Annotated in this window: 18 protein-coding genes; all 18 read left to right on the forward strand. The window is 47.0% G+C overall.

Translation table 11 applies throughout. The annotated features are described in order from the left end of the window. Positions 1-191: 191 nt before the first annotated feature. Entirely contained in the window at positions 192-833 is a 642-nt protein-coding gene (gene spoIIIAG, locus GRP75_RS11005; protein ID WP_023989253.1) for a stage III sporulation protein AG, read from the forward strand. 62 nt (positions 834-895) lie between these two features. Beyond that, on the forward strand, positions 896-1,720 hold the full coding sequence (locus GRP75_RS11010) for a SpoIIIAH-like family protein (protein WP_023989252.1): 825 nt from the start codon (positions 896-898) through the stop codon (positions 1,718-1,720). A 138-nt stretch (positions 1,721-1,858) separates the two neighbouring features. Beyond that, positions 1,859-2,350: an acetyl-CoA carboxylase biotin carboxyl carrier protein gene (gene accB, locus GRP75_RS11015; RefSeq protein ID WP_023989251.1), complete on the forward strand. Its 492-nt coding sequence runs from the start codon at positions 1,859-1,861 to the stop codon at positions 2,348-2,350. 61 nt (positions 2,351-2,411) lie between these two features. After that, entirely contained in the window at positions 2,412-3,755 is a 1,344-nt protein-coding gene (accC, locus tag GRP75_RS11020) for an acetyl-CoA carboxylase biotin carboxylase subunit (protein ID WP_023989250.1), read from the forward strand. A gap of 125 nt (positions 3,756-3,880) precedes the next feature. After that, positions 3,881-4,294, forward strand: coding sequence for an Asp23/Gls24 family envelope stress response protein (locus GRP75_RS11025; protein WP_028540595.1), 414 nt, complete (start codon positions 3,881-3,883; stop codon positions 4,292-4,294). A gap of 73 nt (positions 4,295-4,367) precedes the next feature. Further along, a complete protein-coding gene (gene amaP, locus GRP75_RS11030) occupies positions 4,368-4,907 on the forward strand; it encodes an alkaline shock response membrane anchor protein AmaP (protein ID WP_160789338.1) in 540 nt (179 codons plus the stop codon). Positions 4,908-4,922: 15 nt separating this feature from the next. After that, positions 4,923-5,156, forward strand: a complete 234-nt coding sequence (locus GRP75_RS11035) for a DUF2273 domain-containing protein (protein ID WP_160789339.1) — start codon at positions 4,923-4,925, stop codon at positions 5,154-5,156. 135 nt (positions 5,157-5,291) lie between these two features. Continuing rightward, a complete protein-coding gene (gene nusB / locus GRP75_RS11040) occupies positions 5,292-5,741 on the forward strand; it encodes a transcription antitermination factor NusB (RefSeq protein ID WP_013310817.1) in 450 nt (149 codons plus the stop codon). Between the two features lie 37 nt (positions 5,742-5,778). Beyond that, positions 5,779-6,636, forward strand: a complete 858-nt coding sequence (gene folD / locus GRP75_RS11045) for a bifunctional methylenetetrahydrofolate dehydrogenase/methenyltetrahydrofolate cyclohydrolase FolD (RefSeq protein WP_023989247.1) — start codon at positions 5,779-5,781, stop codon at positions 6,634-6,636. A gap of 12 nt (positions 6,637-6,648) precedes the next feature. After that, positions 6,649-8,013: an exodeoxyribonuclease VII large subunit gene (gene xseA / locus GRP75_RS11050; RefSeq protein WP_023989246.1), complete on the forward strand. Its 1,365-nt coding sequence runs from the start codon at positions 6,649-6,651 to the stop codon at positions 8,011-8,013. Continuing rightward, on the forward strand, positions 8,003-8,263 hold the full coding sequence (gene xseB, locus GRP75_RS11055) for an exodeoxyribonuclease VII small subunit (RefSeq protein ID WP_013310814.1): 261 nt from the start codon (positions 8,003-8,005) through the stop codon (positions 8,261-8,263). The genes xseA and xseB overlap by 11 nt, the downstream gene beginning before the upstream one ends. Continuing rightward, positions 8,235-9,158 carry a polyprenyl synthetase family protein gene (locus tag GRP75_RS11060; protein WP_023989245.1) on the forward strand — a complete coding sequence of 308 codons (924 nt, stop codon included), beginning with the start codon at positions 8,235-8,237 and terminating at the stop codon, positions 9,156-9,158. The genes xseB and GRP75_RS11060 overlap by 29 nt, the downstream gene beginning before the upstream one ends. Positions 9,159-9,265: 107 nt before the next feature. Further along, positions 9,266-11,164 (forward strand): 1-deoxy-D-xylulose-5-phosphate synthase, encoded by a 1,899-nt coding sequence (gene dxs, locus GRP75_RS11065; protein ID WP_023989244.1) that lies wholly within the window; start codon positions 9,266-9,268, stop codon positions 11,162-11,164. Between the two features lie 76 nt (positions 11,165-11,240). Then, positions 11,241-12,092, forward strand: coding sequence for a TlyA family RNA methyltransferase (locus tag GRP75_RS11070; protein WP_025723025.1), 852 nt, complete (start codon positions 11,241-11,243; stop codon positions 12,090-12,092). A 155-nt stretch (positions 12,093-12,247) separates the two neighbouring features. Then, the gene (locus tag GRP75_RS11075) at positions 12,248-12,724 is read left to right on the forward strand and encodes a hypothetical protein (protein ID WP_028540597.1); all 477 of its coding nucleotides are present in this window, start codon (positions 12,248-12,250) and stop codon (positions 12,722-12,724) included. A gap of 16 nt (positions 12,725-12,740) precedes the next feature. Further along, on the forward strand, positions 12,741-13,190 hold the full coding sequence (gene ahrC, locus GRP75_RS11080; protein WP_013310809.1) for a transcriptional regulator AhrC/ArgR: 450 nt from the start codon (positions 12,741-12,743) through the stop codon (positions 13,188-13,190). Positions 13,191-13,248: 58 nt separating this feature from the next. Further along, the gene (recN, locus tag GRP75_RS11085) at positions 13,249-14,967 is read left to right on the forward strand and encodes a DNA repair protein RecN (protein WP_160789340.1); all 1,719 of its coding nucleotides are present in this window, start codon (positions 13,249-13,251) and stop codon (positions 14,965-14,967) included. 123 nt (positions 14,968-15,090) lie between these two features. Next, positions 15,091-16,174: SpoIVB peptidase (spoIVB, locus tag GRP75_RS11090; protein ID WP_160789341.1), on the forward strand; the 1,084-nt coding region annotated here is incomplete at its 3' end.

A 16,174-nucleotide genomic window follows, 5' to 3' on the forward strand; every position in this document is an offset into this window, starting at 1 on the left:
TTTTAATGAAGGAACGCGAGAAGATGATCGTAATCCTGATAAAACTGCTGAGGACGGAAAACCAACGGATACGAAAGCTTTTGACTTAATTACAGGACTTCTACGTGAAAAATGGGGGATAGACAGCAAAAATGTTCAGGTGGTTTCTTCGCAGGATGGAACACATGAATGGTAACAGGAGGTGAGCAGAAATGAGCAAATGGCTGAAAAAGCTGGAGCGATGGCTGGGTGGAGGGGCGGATGGGGCGAAAAGATTCAACTCATTTCGTTGGCTGCTTATACTTGGCCTTATCGGTGTAGCGATCATGCTTTTTAATTCATTCGTTAATGTGAAAAAGGTCGATCCAGAAAACGTAGGGCGTGAGCCGCCTGGCGTGATGAAAAATGAGCCTACATTAGAGACAACAACAGGTGAAGAAAGTTCCTTTGCCGGGATCGAGAAGGTTTTTGAGGACAATATGAAACAGATGCTGGAGCAGATTGTTGGCGTAGGAACCGTCGATGTCATGGTTACGGTAGATTCCACCGAAGAAGTTATCGTTCAACGCAATGTAAAAGATATGCAGGAAGAGAACAACGAGACGGACGCCAATGGTGGACAACGGCACACTACTCAATATACACGTGATGGCGAGATTGTCACCTATGAGTCATCAGGTGGTCAGCACACCCCGATTGTGACAAAAAAAGTAAAACCGCAGGTGAGGGGAGTGCTTGTTGTGGCTATGGGGGCAGAAAACCCTACAGTGAAGCAGCTAATTGTCGATGCTGTACAGAAGGGACTAAATGTACCTTCCTACAAAATTTCAGTCGTACCGCGCAAGCAGGGATAATATGGAATTGAGGAACAAAGAAGTTTATATTTTAAACCATTAATGAATATGGAGGACGGAACATGAATAATAAAAGACAAACCGTTTGGCTGGTGTCCATGCTGAGTTTAATGGTCGTGCTGTCTGCGTATTATTTGTTTACGGAGGACTCGAGCCCTGCAAATCCACCAGTAGCCGATAGTGAGCAAGTGAGCAAGGTTAAGCAGGATGCCGCACAGGAAGCAACGACGAAGGCAGAGGAACAATTGAACGAACTGAAGGTAAATGAAGTAGTGACGAATGGAGAAGTAACTGATGGAGCATCGGCAACTTCTACAAAGTCGGATACGGCTTCCACAACTGATCCAACAACGGAAAACTCAAAAGGCGATAAAGATACGGCAGCTGCCCCTACTACTGAACCGGCGACATCCGATCAAAACACAACTGCGACTAAAACGGACGCGACAGCACAAAGTGACGACAAAGCAACCTCTACAGCCAAAACCGACCAGCAGGTACTGGATCAAGTGGCAACCGATCAAGCTGCCCAACCTACAGCAGCAGCAGTGATTGACAACTATTTGCTGGAACGGGATGTGGAAAATCAGAAGAAAAATGATGAACTGACTACCGCAATGAACGACAGCACACCAAAGAAAGCTGCTGAGGCTCAAAAGGAACTACATGTACTTGAAGATAAGCAGGCTAAAATTACTGGAATTGAAGAAGAGCTTCAGCAGCAGTTCGCCAATGCGGTCGTCCGTGAGGAAGATGCTGATAAATACAAAGTAGTGGTTCTGAGTGAAAAATTGGATGCTAAGCAAGCGGTAACAATTGTCGATAAAGTCATGAAGGAACTGAATGTAACGCAGGATAAGATCAGTGTCCAGTATGTTACACAATAAGACAAAAAACGCGAAAAAGCCCGGATTTCTGCATTATTCCGGGCTCTTTCTATTTTTAATGATTGTGATATAATACATAAAGCTGTTTCAACAATGTTATCAGCAACCGGCAAAATGCTGAAGGAGTGATTAATAGAGATGTTTAAATTAAGCGAGATTAAGGAATTGATCAAGCTGGTGGATGAAACGTCTGTGCATGAGCTTGAAATTGAAAATGAAGGAACTCGCCTGTTGATCCGGAAACCGGGCAAAAGCGAGATCGTTACGGTACAGGCTCCTGTGGCAACACCTGCTTATGCAGTGGCACCACAAGCTGTTATTCCAAATCCACAAGTACAGTCCGATGTTGGACTTGCAACTGCTGGTGAATCGAGGGAATATGCAAGCAATCTACATAAAATCGTATCTCCGATGGTAGGCACTTTCTATAGTTCTTCATCTCCGGATACGGCTCCGTATGTGAGTATCGGCAGCAAAGTGGGCGAAAAAACAACGGTATGTATCATTGAAGCGATGAAGCTGATGAACGAGCTGGAAGCTGAAGTGAAGGGCGAAATTGTGGAAATTTTGGCCGAAAACGGACAGTTGGTCGAGTATGGCCAGCCATTGTTCCTTGTGAAACCGGAGTAAAAAGCTTGTTTGAACCCTCTTTTGAGGGTTCGGCAAGACTACTCCCAGGGAGGATAAAGTCATGACATTTCAAAAAGTATTGATTGCGAATCGTGGAGAAATTGCGGTTCGTATCATTCGCGCTTGCCGCGAAATGAATATTTCGACAGTTGCCGTATATTCGGAAGCTGACAAGGATTCGTTACATGTGCGTCTCGCAGATGAGGCTTACTGTATCGGACCGACACTATCTAAGGACAGCTACCTTAATTTTACGAATCTGATGAGCGTTGCTACATTGACTGAATGTGATGCCATTCATCCAGGTTACGGATTTTTGGCGGAAAACGCAGACTTCGCTGAAATTTGCGAATCGTGTAATATTACGTTTATTGGTCCTTCTCCTGAAGCCATTAACAAAATGGGAGATAAGGCCGTAGCCAAGCAGACCATGAAGGATGCCGGAGTTCCGGTTATTCCGGGTTCAGACGGGCTGGTTGAGGATTTGCAGGATGCGATCAGCATCGCACGTGATATCGGATATCCGGTAATTATCAAGGCCACAGCAGGTGGCGGAGGTAAAGGTATTCGTATCGCCGAAGATGAGGATAACCTCATTCAGCAAATCACTACCGCTCAGCAGGAGGCGCAAAAAGCATTTGGCAATGCGGGTGTCTACCTAGAAAAATACTTGACCGGTATGAAACACGTGGAAATACAGATCATAGCGGACAAGCATGGTAATGTTGCCCATTTGGGCGAACGGGACTGCTCTGTGCAGCGTCGTCGTCAGAAGTTATTGGAGGAAGCACCATGTCCTGTACTATCGCAGGATGTTCGTGAAGAAATGGGTCAGGCAGCTGTTCGTGCAGCTTTGGCCGTTCAATACTCTGGTGCAGGTACTCTCGAATTTTTGCTTGGCCCGGACAATAATTTCTATTTCATGGAAATGAATACACGTATTCAGGTAGAACATCCAGTAACAGAAATGATTACTGGTGTAGACCTGATTAAGGAAATGATTTCTGTCGCTGAAGGACATCCGCTTTCCTTTACGCAGGAAGAAGTCACCATCAATGGCTGGGCGATAGAGTGTCGTATTAATGCTGAGGATCCGGATCGTAATTTTATGCCTGCACCGGGTAAAATCGGATTTTATCTGCCTCCAGGCGGTCCTGGAGTACGGGTAGACAGCGCAGCATATCCAGGTTATAGCATTCCTCCTTATTATGACTCTATGATCGCCAAGCTGATTGTGTGGGCACCTACACGGCAAGATGCAATTGCCAAAATGAAGCGGGCTTTGTCTGAGTTTGCTATTGAGGGCATACCCACAACGATTTCTTTTCATCAGCGCTTGCTAGAGCATCCTACCTTTATTAAAGGCGATTTTGATATTAAATTTTTGGAGGAAAACGAAGTTTAATCGGTATATTTCCTCAGTTTGTCATAATGAACGCCAAATGATATAGTATGGATAATAAGTGAGCATGTCTGCTTTGAAATCCAAAGCTGGAATGAAACTTATTTTGACCGAAAGGTGTTGAAGGTATGAGCACAGTGCCAACCGAATTCGAACGTACAGAAATTGGGGAGATTCAAATTGCCCCAGAAGTTATTGAAGTCATTGCCGGACTGGCTACCGTTGAGGTACCGGGCGTTGCGGGAATGAGTGGCGGATTTGCTGGTGGGTTTGCCGAATTGCTAGGCCGCAAAAATTTATCTAAAGGTGTAAAAGTGGAAGTCGGACAGCGTGAAGCTGCTGTAGACGTCTCCGTCATTATTGAGTACGGTAACCGTCTGCCTGAGGTGGCTGCTGCTATTCAGCATAATGTTAAGCGTTCGATTGAGAACATGACAGGTCTTAACGTTGTTGAAGTGAACGTGCAAATTCATGATGTTCAATTCAAAAGTGCCGAAAAAGTAGAAGAGCCGGAAGTGCTGGGCGCCGGACGGGTTAAATAGAGCGATACTTTGTACAAACCCCCGACCCTTATGGGTCGAGGGTTTACTCTAATTTAAGGAGGCTGTGCGTTTCGTGGCTAAAGTTATGGACAGACTTCTGCTGTTCTTGTACAGCTTAAGTATCGGAATTATTTCCATTCTCGCCATCCTCCTCCTGAGCGGGGCCATTCCGAATGTTTTAAGTATTGAGGATGAGCGAGTGGTGTGGTTTACCAGCCTGATTATTGCAGGGGTTCTGTTGTTATTGAGTCTTCGTTTTTTTTATATCTCTATTCGACGGAACCAAACCGTACAGCATTCTATTGATCAACGAACGGAATATGGTGACATTCAGATTTCAGTGGACACCATTGAAAATTTGTGCCTCAAAGCAGCTTCCCGATTTCGCGGGATGCAGGATTTGAAAGCACGCGTTCGCGTGTTGGAATCGGGACTTGATATTACGATTCGGGCGGTTGTAGACGGGGAAAGCTCCATTCCGGTGTTAACCTCCGAGGTACAAAAGGGGGTACACGATCATGTGGAAGAAATTACAGGAATTCCTGTGTCCAATGTGTCGGTGTACATCGCTAATGTTTCTCAGTCACCCAGCTTTAAGAGTCGTGTGGAATAGAGGTGATTTTCCCTGATGCCCTGGAAAGAAATATGGGGAAGTTACAAGGGCCGGATCATGGGGATCACGGCTGGTATTTTTTTCGGTTTTATTTATTTGTGGGCAGGCTTTTGGAATTTGTTGTTCTTTGCATTGATGGTGTTCATCGGATATACGCTAGGAAGACGTAGCGATTCAGCGCTTGGTTCATTCCTCCCTTGGAAGGAATGGGGCGATTGGTTGTCGCAGCGTTGGCGTCCTTTTAAATGAACCCTGTGATACGTGTTCTCCAAAATAGAGCTGTAGCTTCTTTGCGCCCAACGTTTTGGAGGATGCGTTCACAGGTTTTTTTGTGGAAATTGGTTAGAATGAAAAATAGATATAGGCAAGCGTAGGAGGCAGGGCATGAAAAGACGTCTGGCGAGGGAATTAGCGGTACAGAGTATGTACCATATGGAAATGAATGAAGTGGATGCGGCAGCAGCCGTGGACATGTTGCTTCAGGAAGCCGCTGAGGAAAACGAAGCGGAAGTTGTCGTTAAAAACGCGGCAGTGTTAAGAGCGTATGTTTTGGAGCATGTGCGGGGTACGTGGGAGCACAAGGAAGCCATTGATGGGCTGTTGGTGGATTATCTTAAAGGCTGGCAGATCAGCAGACTTTCACGTGTAGATCGTCAAATTTTGAGACTTGCGGCATATGAGATGATTTTCCGTGAGGATGTTCCAGCTAAGGTAGCTGTTAATGAAGCGATTGAATTGTCGAAGCACTTTGGTACCGAGGAATCCGGTAAATTTGTTAATGGTGTACTGGGACGAGTGATTCAAGAACTGGAGCAATTGAAAGCACGTTTTTAAGTAGAGACTACTGAATCAGGTTGGAGAGTGGATAAACATGTCAGCACCGATCATTGATGGTAAACAAATCTCTCAGGATATTCGCGCAAGCATTCAGCAAGAGGTCATTCGTCTGAAAGAGCACCGGTTTCAGCCGGGACTGGCTGTTGTATTGGTAGGCGAAGATCCCGCTTCGCAGGTATATGTTAAAAACAAGGAAAAGGCATGCCATGATCTCGGCTATTACTCAGAGGTTCACCGGTTAACAGCAGATACTTCGCAGGAAGCATTGCTGGAACTGGTGGACAAGCTGAACCATCAAAGTACTATCCATGGAATTTTGGTACAACTGCCGTTGCCAAAGCATATTCATGAAAAAGCTGTCATTAACGCGATTGCAGTGGAGAAGGATGTGGATGGATTTCATCCGGTGAACGTAGGAAATTTGGTCATCGGTGACGATAGTCTATTGCCTTGTACTCCTGCTGGAGTCATTGAGTTAATCAAGCGTGCTGGAGTGGAGATAGCTGGTAAACATGCGGTAGTTATTGGTCGCAGTAATATCGTAGGCAAGCCAGTGTCTTTATTGTTGCAGCGTGAAAATGCTACGGTTACGATGTGCCACTCCCGTACAGCGAATATCGCGGATCTAAGTCGACAAGCGGATATCTTAGTCGTTGCGATCGGCAAAGCCAACTTTATTGATGCTTCGTTCGTGAAGCCCGGAGCGGTAGTGATAGATGTGGGGATGAACCGTCTGGAGAACGGAAAGTTGGCGGGGGACGTTGATTTTGAGAGCGTGAAGCAAGTGTCTGGTCCGATTACGCCTGTTCCCGGCGGAGTAGGCCCGATGACAATTACGATGCTGATGCAAAATACGCTTGTAGCGGCCAAGCGGTCGCACGGTTTGGCATAAGGGCAGCTGCCTGTGGCTGAACAACGTATTTACTCTATAAAGGACCTGAATCGTTATATCCGGATGAAACTGGAATCGGATCAGGTGCTGTCTGATGTATGGATACGCGGGGAAATTTCTAATTTTACGCATCATTCGAGTGGTCACATGTACTTTACGCTCAAGGATGAGGGGAGTCGCATACGTTCGATTATGTTTGCAACCCATAATCAGCGGCTCCCTTTCGTACCGAAAGAAGGTACGCGTGTTATTGCCCGGGGAAACGTATCCGTGTACGAACGAGATGGACAATATCAGTTTTATGCAACTCAAATGCAGCCTGACGGCATAGGGAGCCTTTATCTGGCTTACGAACAGCTCAAGCAAAAGCTGGATGCAGAGGGACTGTTTGATACTGCTCGTAAGCGTAATCTCCCTGCCCATCCGGCAACCATTGGCGTGATTACGTCACCGACCGGAGCGGCTGTGCGTGATATTATTACGACACTTCAACGGCGATACCCGCAGGCTGGAATTGTGTTGTATCCTGTGCTCGTACAAGGAAAAGGTGCCGCACCCTCGATAATCAAGGCAATTGAAGCTATGAATCGTATGCAAGAGGTTCAGGTGATGATCGTCGGACGGGGAGGTGGCTCGTTGGAAGAACTGTGGGCTTTTAATGAGGAAGCGGTTGCGCGCGCCATTTACGCATCGGTCATTCCGGTTATTTCGGCAGTTGGACACGAAACGGATTTTACTATTGCCGATTTTGTGGCTGACTTGCGTGCGGCAACGCCAACCGCAGCAGCCGAGTTGGCTGTGCCTAATCAGGCAGAGCTACGGGATCAGCTGCTCCAACGTGAGCAACGGTTGCGCAACGCCCTCCGGCAGCGGCTGGAAACCAGCCGTGAACGCTTGGCGAGGCTTCAGCGTTCGCCAGTTCTGCTGCACCCACGCCGTTATATGCTACAGCATGCAGAGCGAATGGACATGCTGCATCAGCGGCTGATTCGCGCAGCGGGTAACCGTTCGCGTTTGAACGCAGAAAAGAACGCACGTATGCGTCAGGTACTAGAGCGGTTTAATCCGCGTGAACAAATTCGTTCGGCACGCAAGCAGACGGATATGGCGCAACGTCAGCTGGAGTCTGCGATGCGTGCTATTACGAAAACGGGACGGCAGCAGTTGCACACGGGAATTCGTCAGCTGGATGCGCTGAGCCCACTCAAAGTCATGGCCCGAGGCTATAGCTTGGTATACGATGAGCAGGAGAAACGGCTGATTAAGTCGCTCAAAGACGTACAGCCGGGAGATTCCATCAAGATTAAAGTAAGTGATGGGCAGTTGGACTGCCAAGTATGGGGAATGAAGGAGGACGCGAAGCACGGTGGCGAATGAAACGGAATTGAATTTTGAAGCGGCTATGGCCGCTCTTGAAGAAATTGTCGGACAACTGGAGCATGGAGACGTTCCTCTGGAGCAAGCCATTGATTTGTTCCAGCGGGGGATGAAGCTGTCTCAGCTTTGCAGTCAGAAGCTGGAGCAGGTTGAACGTAAAATTGAAATGATCGTGGAAGAGGATGGAGATTTGCGCAAGAAGCCTTTTGGCGGTGGATTGGATGAAAACGGCGGTGAAGGGCTTGAATAGACCGTCGTTCAAGGAATATTTGACCGGGACGACGGATGTAGTTTCATCCGCACTGATTGAGCAGTTCCCGGTCGATTGGAACATTCCCGCTGTTCTTCGAGAATCCATGAATTACTCACTTACCGCAGGCGGAAAACGGCTGCGGCCTCTGCTTGTGATCGCTGCTGCTGAAGCATTCGGTGGAAGTAGGGAAGCTGCGCTGCCAGTGGCATGTGCGGTAGAAATGGTACATACGTACTCCCTCATTCATGACGACTTGCCAGCCATGGATGATGATGATTATCGGCGAGGTAAGCTGACGAATCATAAGGTATACGGCGAGGCGGTTGCTGTCCTTGCGGGTGATGCTTTGTTGACCCATGCCTTTTACAGCATTGTGCAAGCAGGACGGCGTCACGGTGTTTCATCCGATGCGCTATTGTCCATTGTCGAGGATTTGTCCGAAATGAGTGGCGCGCGGGGCATGGTAGGCGGACAGGTTGCCGATATGTCAGGCGAGCAAGGAATGACGGGGATCGAGGAACTGGAATATATCCATCTTCATAAAACTGCTGATTTGATTATTTTCTCGCTCTTGGCAGGTGGACGGATTGGTGGGGCGGACAAGAGTCAATTAGAGGCGCTTCGCCGCTTTGGACGAGACTTGGGGCTGGCTTTTCAGATACAGGACGATATACTGGACCTCATAGGCGATGAGAGCAAAATGGGTAAGAAAACGCAAAGTGATGTTGAACAGGAGAAGGTTACCTATCCGTATTTCATTGGTATGGACGCATCTTTGCAGCAGGTGGAGGAACTCACCGCATCTGCTAAAAAAGTGATAACAGAGAGCGGTATTCCCGATTCTTCTCGTTTGCTGGAGATAGCCGATTACCTGATGAAGCGTGATCATTAGTTGCCTTAGAGCTGTTTTGACTTGTCTGCGTTTAAGCACAGTCAAAAAGTGTGATATAATACTTGTTAACTTTACACACAAACTTGAAGGAAAGCGGGGAGATATGCGTGCTGCTTCCACACATAAAGCAACCAGGCGATCTGAAATCACTGTCGGTTGAGGAGTTGGCTTCTCTGGCCGAGGAAATCAGGAGCTTTTTGATTGAGAAGCTGTCCGTGACTGGGGGGCATCTGGCATCGAATCTGGGAGTGGTTGAGCTCACGATCGCCCTGCATTATTGCTATAACAGTCCGAAGGACAAGATGATTTATGACGTTGGGCACCAAGCCTACGTACACAAAATATTGACAGGGCGAATGGATCGTTTTGATACACTTCGTCAGCGTGATGGACTTTGTGGTTTTGTAAAAAGAAGCGAGAGTGAGCATGATGTTTGGGAAGCCGGTCATAGCAGCACTTCTCTGTCGGCCGCAATGGGAATGGCTTTGGCTCGAGATTTGAAGGGCGAGGACAATAAAGTCATTGCAATGATCGGAGACGGCGCGTTGACTGGGGGGATGGCCTTCGAAGCGTTGAATCATATCGGACATGAGCGCAAAAATTTAATGGTCATTCTGAATGACAACGAAATGTCCATAGCACCTAATGTGGGGGCCATGCATAATTATTTGAGTAAAATCCGCTCGGACCGTCATTATTTGCGAGCAAAAGATGAGCTGGAAGTCTTGCTGAAAAAAATACCCGCGATCGGCGGTAAACTTGCCAAATCGGCTGGCCGTGTCAAGGACAGTCTTAAATATATGATGGTGCCTGGTGTACTGTTTGAGGAGCTGGGACTTACGTATCTCGGTCCAGTGGACGGACATGATTTGCCGAAGCTAATCGAAACCTTCCAGCAGGCTGATAATGTCACTGGCCCTGTATTGGTGCATGTCGTAACCACCAAGGGCAAGGGCTATAAACCTGCAGAGGCAGATTCACACAAATGGCACGGAATCAGCCCTTACAAAATTGAATCGGGTCAGGTACTCAAAGCTGTAGGTAATCCGATGTATACGGAAATTTTCGGCCGAACGCTGATTGAGCTGGCTGAGCAGGATGAGCGCATCGTTGCGGTCACGCCTGCTATGCCTGGTGGATCAGGACTGGTACCGTTTAGTAAAGAGTTTCCTAGCCGTATGATTGACGTCGGCATTGCTGAACAGCATGCAGCTACCATGTGTGCTGCGTTGGCAATGGAAGGGCTGAAGCCGGTGTTTGCGGTGTATTCGACTTTTATGCAGCGTGCTTATGACCAGATTGTGCATGATATCTGTCGTCATAATGCGAACGTAATGTTCGCGATTGACCGTGCAGGTTTTGTTGGGGCTGACGGGGAAACTCATCATGGCGTGTTTGATGTGGCATTCCTACGTCATATCCCGAATCTTGTGCTTATGATGCCAAAGGATGAGAACGAGCTACGCCATATGATGAAAACAGCGCTCGACTATGAAGACGGTCCAATTGCTTATCGTTACCCGCGTGTTAATGTGGTTGGCGTGCCGTTGGATAAAGAATTACAGGCTATTTCCATCGGCAGTTGGGAGCTCCTGCGTAAGGGTGAGGGCTTTGCTGTAATTGCATCAGGACCGATGCTCCAGGTGGCGACAGAGGCTGCGGAGGCGATGAAACGTGAAGGGTTGCAAGTGGGCGTAGTGAATGCCCGTTTCCTGAAGCCTTTGGACGAGGATATGTTGCGTGAGCTGGCTCGTCAGCATACGAAGCTGATCGTATTGGAAGAAGCTTCTGAAGCAGGAAGCTTGGGTAGCGCTGTACTGGAATTTTACGCCAAAGCCGAAATACAAGAGGCGCAGGTGCGCCTAATGGGGATTCCCGATCTGTTCGTGGAGCATGGCTCCATTAAAGAGCAGCGTGCTGAAGTAGGGCTTACCATTGAAGATGTATGCTTAAAGCTGCGTAAATGGGCTGCTGAACCAGCATATGGCATGGGACAATCCGTATAGGGTAACTTGAAGCGAAGACCATGACGTTTATAAAAAGTATGACAAGAGCAGCCTGGCTGCCTAAAGGGAGATTAACATGTCTGTTCCGAAGGAACGCATTGATGTATTACTTGTAGAACAAGGCTTTTTTGAAAGCCGTGAAAAAGCTAAAGCTGCGATTATGGCTGGTCTAGTGCTGGCGGACAGCGAACGGATCGAGAAAGCGGGCATGAAGGTACCACGCGCCAGCGAGCTTAAAGTTAAGGGTTCGGTGCATCCGTATGTAAGCCGTGGTGGATTAAAGCTAGAGAAGGCCATTCGTCAATTTGAGCTGAATATGAAGGGCAGGACAATGCTGGATATCGGCTCGTCCACTGGAGGTTTTACGGATTGTGCACTTCAGCATGGAGCGGAATACGTATACGCCATTGATGTGGGTTATAATCAGCTGGATTGGTCGCTTCGTAATGATGAACGCGTATGCGTAATGGAGAAAACGAATTTCAGATATATGACACCTGCGGATTTGAATGGTTCTGTCCCGAATTTCGCAAGTATTGACGTTTCGTTTATTTCATTACGTATTATTTTGCCCCCGTTGCTTGCCTTGTTGCATCAACCTGCTGATATTGTAGCTCTAATCAAGCCGCAATTCGAAGCTGGACGCGAAAAGGTCGGGAAATCCGGTGTGGTCCGTGATCCTGCTACGCATAAAGAAGTGTTGCAGACCATTCTGATGTTTGCGCATGAGCTTGGACTTACGCTGCAAGGTTTGGCTTATTCGCCTATTACAGGTGGAGAAGGCAATATTGAATTTTTAGCGCATTGGCGTTTGGATGGGCTTCCTGCTGCAGAATCGCAGCTGGAGAAGATGGATTTCAGACCACTAATTGAACGTACCGTTCAGGAAGCCGGTCAGACTTTTAATAATGGTCCATCGCGTAAGTAACATTCAGGGGTTCTCCATGAGTTCTGTGAACTTAAGGGAACCTCTTTTTGGTGTGAGGGATTGATTATAGAACTCACGTTCGCCTATAATGAGATGTACAAAGGAAAAGGAATTTTACATCTTGTCCTAGAATATGTCCATGAGGTGATCGGTCCATGGACACAAGATATGATACGATTATCATCGCTGTAATCGGGGTGATATTAGGGATATGGGCTTTATATAGCCTGCGTGCCTGGTTGAAGGAGCCAGGGCCGCTTGTGCTAAAGACAATACCGATTAACGAGGATTTGGATGAAGGGCCTGCTATAGATATACTCGAAGAAGCAGGTTATGAAGTAGTCGGTGGGAAAATGAAAATACCGCTTGCTTTTAAAGTGAATGGACATACCGTGTATAGCCGTTTGTTTATAGACTACGTGGCTGTACGAAACGGTTCGACATATATGGTCAAAACGTCACGCCGCAAGAAACCAATGGAGTGGAGTGGTCCTGATTTACGGGACAGGCTCATGCCGTATTTGTTGCTCTATCCGGGTTGCGCGGGTGTATTGTACGTTGATACGGACGAGCGAAGTATTCGCCTTATTACATTAGTGGAAGACCTCGAAGAAGAGGAATATGAAGGTTAATCCATAGGAGGATTATATGAAGGGTCAACGACATATTAAAATTAGGGAAATTATTTCACAACATGAGATTGAGACGCAGGATGATCTGGTTGAAGCATTGCGTAAGGCTGGTTTTCAGGTCACACAGGCGACCGTATCGCGTGATATCAAGGAGCTGCTGCTGATCAAGGTTCCAATGGACGATGGCAGATATAAATATTCAATGCCTTCAGATCAGCGCTACAATCCGGCCCAGAAACTGAAACGTACGTTGGTCGATAACTTTTTGCATATTGACTACACAACCAATCTGATTGTGATGAAGTGTCTGCCGGGAACAGCCAACTCGATTGCTGCTTTATTGGACAATATTGAATGGTCCGAGATTATGGGTACGATTAGCGGAGATGACACCATTTTGATTATTTGCCGATCGGAAGAAAACAGCGAAGCTATCGTGAATCGTCTTATGGGCTATATTTCCTAATTATAATGGCTACGCATATTAGGCGTTTTAATTTGTACATCATAGAGGTGAAAGAACGATGCTGGTCACTTTGTCTATACGGAATTTGGCGGTCGTAGAGGCCGTCGATGTTCATTTTTATAAAGGGTTTCATGTCTTGAGCGGGGAAACAGGTGCTGGTAAATCCATTATTATCGATGCGCTTGGGCTGATTGCAGGCGGTAGGGGCTCTGCTGATCTAGTACGTTACGGTTGTGATAAAGCAGAGATGGAAGCCTTGTTTGAGCTGCCGGTAAAACATCCAGTTTGGAATACACTTGAGGAACAAGGGATTAAGGCTAATGCGGAGGAGCATTTGCTGATTCGTCGCGAACTTACGGTTCAGGGGAAAAGCTCTTCTCGAATTAACGGTCAGATGGTTAATTTAACGATGCTGCGTGAGGTAGGTGAGCAACTCGTCAATATCCACGGGCAACATGAGCATCAAAGCCTGCTACGTGCAGATCGCCATCTGGCACTGCTGGATACGTTCGGTGATTCGGTGATCGGTCCAGTCAAAACGCTTTACCGTGAGCGTTACAATGCTTTTGTCAAAGCGGAAAAAGAAGTAAGAGAACTGCAAAGCTCCAGTCAAAAGGCTTATCAGCTTTTGGATATGTACCGATTTCAATTAGAAGAGATCGCTGCGGCGGAGTTGAAATTGGGAGAAGATGAATTATTGGCAGAGGAACGGGTCAAGCTATCCCATAGTGAGAAAATGATGGATGGGATATCAGGAGCATACGAACTGCTAAGCGGCAGAGGTGGGCTGGATACGATCAATAACGTATTGTCCAGATTGAACGATGTCCAAAGCTATGACAGCAAAAGCCTTCAGCCTATTGCGGAGCAGATTCAGTCTGCTTTTTACCAGTTAGAGGACGCAGCATTCCAATTACGTTCTTATCGTGAGGATATTGAATTTAATCCAGGCAAGCTGCATGAAGTGGAGCAACGTTTGAATCAAATTACCGGATTACAGCGAAAATATGGTGATAGTATAGAGCAGATTTTGGAATACTATAGCCGTATTGAGCAGGAAACCGATCTGCTGGAAAATAAAGATGAGCGGCTGGAGCAGCTCATTGCAAAACGGGATGAGTTGCTTTCCGATTTGCTGGAGATTTCAGAAGAGCTTACAGAAGCACGTGAAATTTGTGCTGAAGAGCTAGCAGAGCAAGTGGAGCAGGAGTTAAAAGACCTACAGATGGAAAGAACGTCACTCAAGGTGCGCATTGATCCAATTGAAGATCCACGCGGATATGAGTATAAAGGTCTGAAGGTAAGACCTACCAAGCAAGGCATTGATAATGCGGAATTTCTTATTTCCCCCAATCCAGGTGAGCCACTACGTCCACTTGGTAAGATCGCTTCAGGCGGTGAGCTATCACGTATCATGTTGGCGATGAAAAGTATTTTTGCGCGTCATGATCAAATTCCAGTACTCATTTTTGACGAGGTGGATACCGGGGTGAGTGGTCGTGCAGCTCAATCCATTGCCGAGAAGCTATATCGTTTATCTTCCGTTTGTCAGGTGTTTTCCATTACTCATTTGCCACAGGTGGCATGTATGGCAGACCATCAGTACCTTATTGAGAAAAATGTTCATGATGGACGGACCATGACTCAAATTGAGGGACTTACGGAGAACGGACGTGTCAAGGAATTGGCACGGATGCTGGGCGGCGTGGAAATTACCGAAAAAACATTGCATCACGCACAGGAAATGCTGAATTTGGCGGAAGGAAAGAAAGCCTGAAAAGAGCGGCTGGCGTAATGTTTAACAGTTATAAAAGCCTGGGGGCAAGGTTACCTTATAGGTACGCAATTGGCGACCACCTTTACTCGTCAAGCGAAAGAAGCAAAGGGAGCGTGACAGCCATTGAATTTTTACTCCAGGATCAAATTGCTCGGTCTTTTGCTTGTTTTTCTTATGTGTTCTATCGGTAACGCTCAGTATGTGCAAGCAGCGCTGCCTCCACAAGCTTCTTTGGATTTGTTCGGCTCTAAAAGCATGAGGACAACCCAAGAAAGTGTAGTCCCCGATTTAAAAGTATACCCGGGGGGGCAGACGATTGGGGTCAAAGTAAAATCTTCAGGAGTGCTTGTCGTCGGTCACCATATCATTCAGGAAAGTAATGATCGTAAGGTGTCACCTGGTGAAACAGCAGGGATTCGCCTAGGGGATCGAATTACACACATGAACGGCAAGCCACTCAATAGCCTGGCAAGGGTTGCTGAGGCAGTAGACGAAGCAGGTAAGAACAAAAAACCGCTCGACATCACGCTTTGTCGAGGGGAGCAGACCATTTCCACCAAGTTAACACCAGCATATGATCAAGATGATAAAGCGTGGCGGCTTGGGTTGTATATTAGGGACTCGGCTGCAGGTGTAGGTACATTAACGTTTTACGCACCGGACCAGGGTGTATATGGGGCCTTGGGTCACGTAATTACCGATATGAATACCCAAACCCCTATTGTCGTGGGGAGCGGAGAGATTGTGCAATCCAATGTGACGTCAATTGCGAAAAGCCAAAGTGGGGAACCAGGAGAAAAACGCGCTCATTTTCTCAAAGATCATCGGGTATTAGGAAATATTGAACGAAATACGAATTTCGGAATCTTTGGGAAAATGTCAGATGAGCCGCAATATGGATTGTATTCGACTCCTATTCCAGTGGCTCTTGCGAATGAAGTAAAAGAAGGACCGGCAGAAATTTTAACTGTGCTGGAAGGTCAACAAATTCAGCGGTTTCAGGCGGAAATTGTACACATCTCTCAGCAGGACAAACCGGCAACCAAAGGACTTGTGATACGCATTGTAGATCCAAAGCTACTGGATAAGACCGGGGGAATCGTGCAAGGAATGAGCGGTAGTCCGATTATCCAAAATGGTAAGCTTATCGGGGCTGTGACACATGTATTTGTGAATGATCCTAAATCAGGTTACGGTTGTTTTATCG

It is taken from the genome of Paenibacillus sp. OT2-17, from assembly GCF_009827695.1.
GTDB classification, from domain to species: Bacteria; Bacillota; Bacilli; order Paenibacillales; family Paenibacillaceae; genus Paenibacillus; species Paenibacillus polymyxa_B.

What these genes read in the sequence shown, in the direction of transcription:
- spoIIIAG (WP_023989253.1), top strand. Translation starts at nt 192, where the DNA reads ATGAGCAAATGGCTGAAAAAGCTGGAGCGATGGCTGGGTGGAGGGGCG.
- GRP75_RS11010 (WP_023989252.1), top strand. Translation starts at nt 896, where the DNA reads ATGAATAATAAAAGACAAACCGTTTGGCTGGTGTCCATGCTGAGTTTA.
- accB (WP_023989251.1), top strand. Translation starts at nt 1,859, where the DNA reads ATGTTTAAATTAAGCGAGATTAAGGAATTGATCAAGCTGGTGGATGAA.
- accC (WP_023989250.1), top strand. Translation starts at nt 2,412, where the DNA reads ATGACATTTCAAAAAGTATTGATTGCGAATCGTGGAGAAATTGCGGTT.
- GRP75_RS11025 (WP_028540595.1), top strand. Translation starts at nt 3,881, where the DNA reads ATGAGCACAGTGCCAACCGAATTCGAACGTACAGAAATTGGGGAGATT.
- GRP75_RS11035 (WP_160789339.1), top strand. Translation starts at nt 4,923, where the DNA reads ATGCCCTGGAAAGAAATATGGGGAAGTTACAAGGGCCGGATCATGGGG.
- nusB (WP_013310817.1), top strand. Translation starts at nt 5,292, where the DNA reads ATGAAAAGACGTCTGGCGAGGGAATTAGCGGTACAGAGTATGTACCAT.
- folD (WP_023989247.1), top strand. Translation starts at nt 5,779, where the DNA reads ATGTCAGCACCGATCATTGATGGTAAACAAATCTCTCAGGATATTCGC.
- GRP75_RS11060 (WP_023989245.1), top strand. Translation starts at nt 8,235, where the DNA reads ATGAAAACGGCGGTGAAGGGCTTGAATAGACCGTCGTTCAAGGAATAT.
- GRP75_RS11070 (WP_025723025.1), top strand. Translation starts at nt 11,241, where the DNA reads ATGTCTGTTCCGAAGGAACGCATTGATGTATTACTTGTAGAACAAGGC.
- GRP75_RS11075 (WP_028540597.1), top strand. Translation starts at nt 12,248, where the DNA reads ATGGACACAAGATATGATACGATTATCATCGCTGTAATCGGGGTGATA.
- ahrC (WP_013310809.1), top strand. Translation starts at nt 12,741, where the DNA reads ATGAAGGGTCAACGACATATTAAAATTAGGGAAATTATTTCACAACAT.
- recN (WP_160789340.1), top strand. Translation starts at nt 13,249, where the DNA reads ATGCTGGTCACTTTGTCTATACGGAATTTGGCGGTCGTAGAGGCCGTC.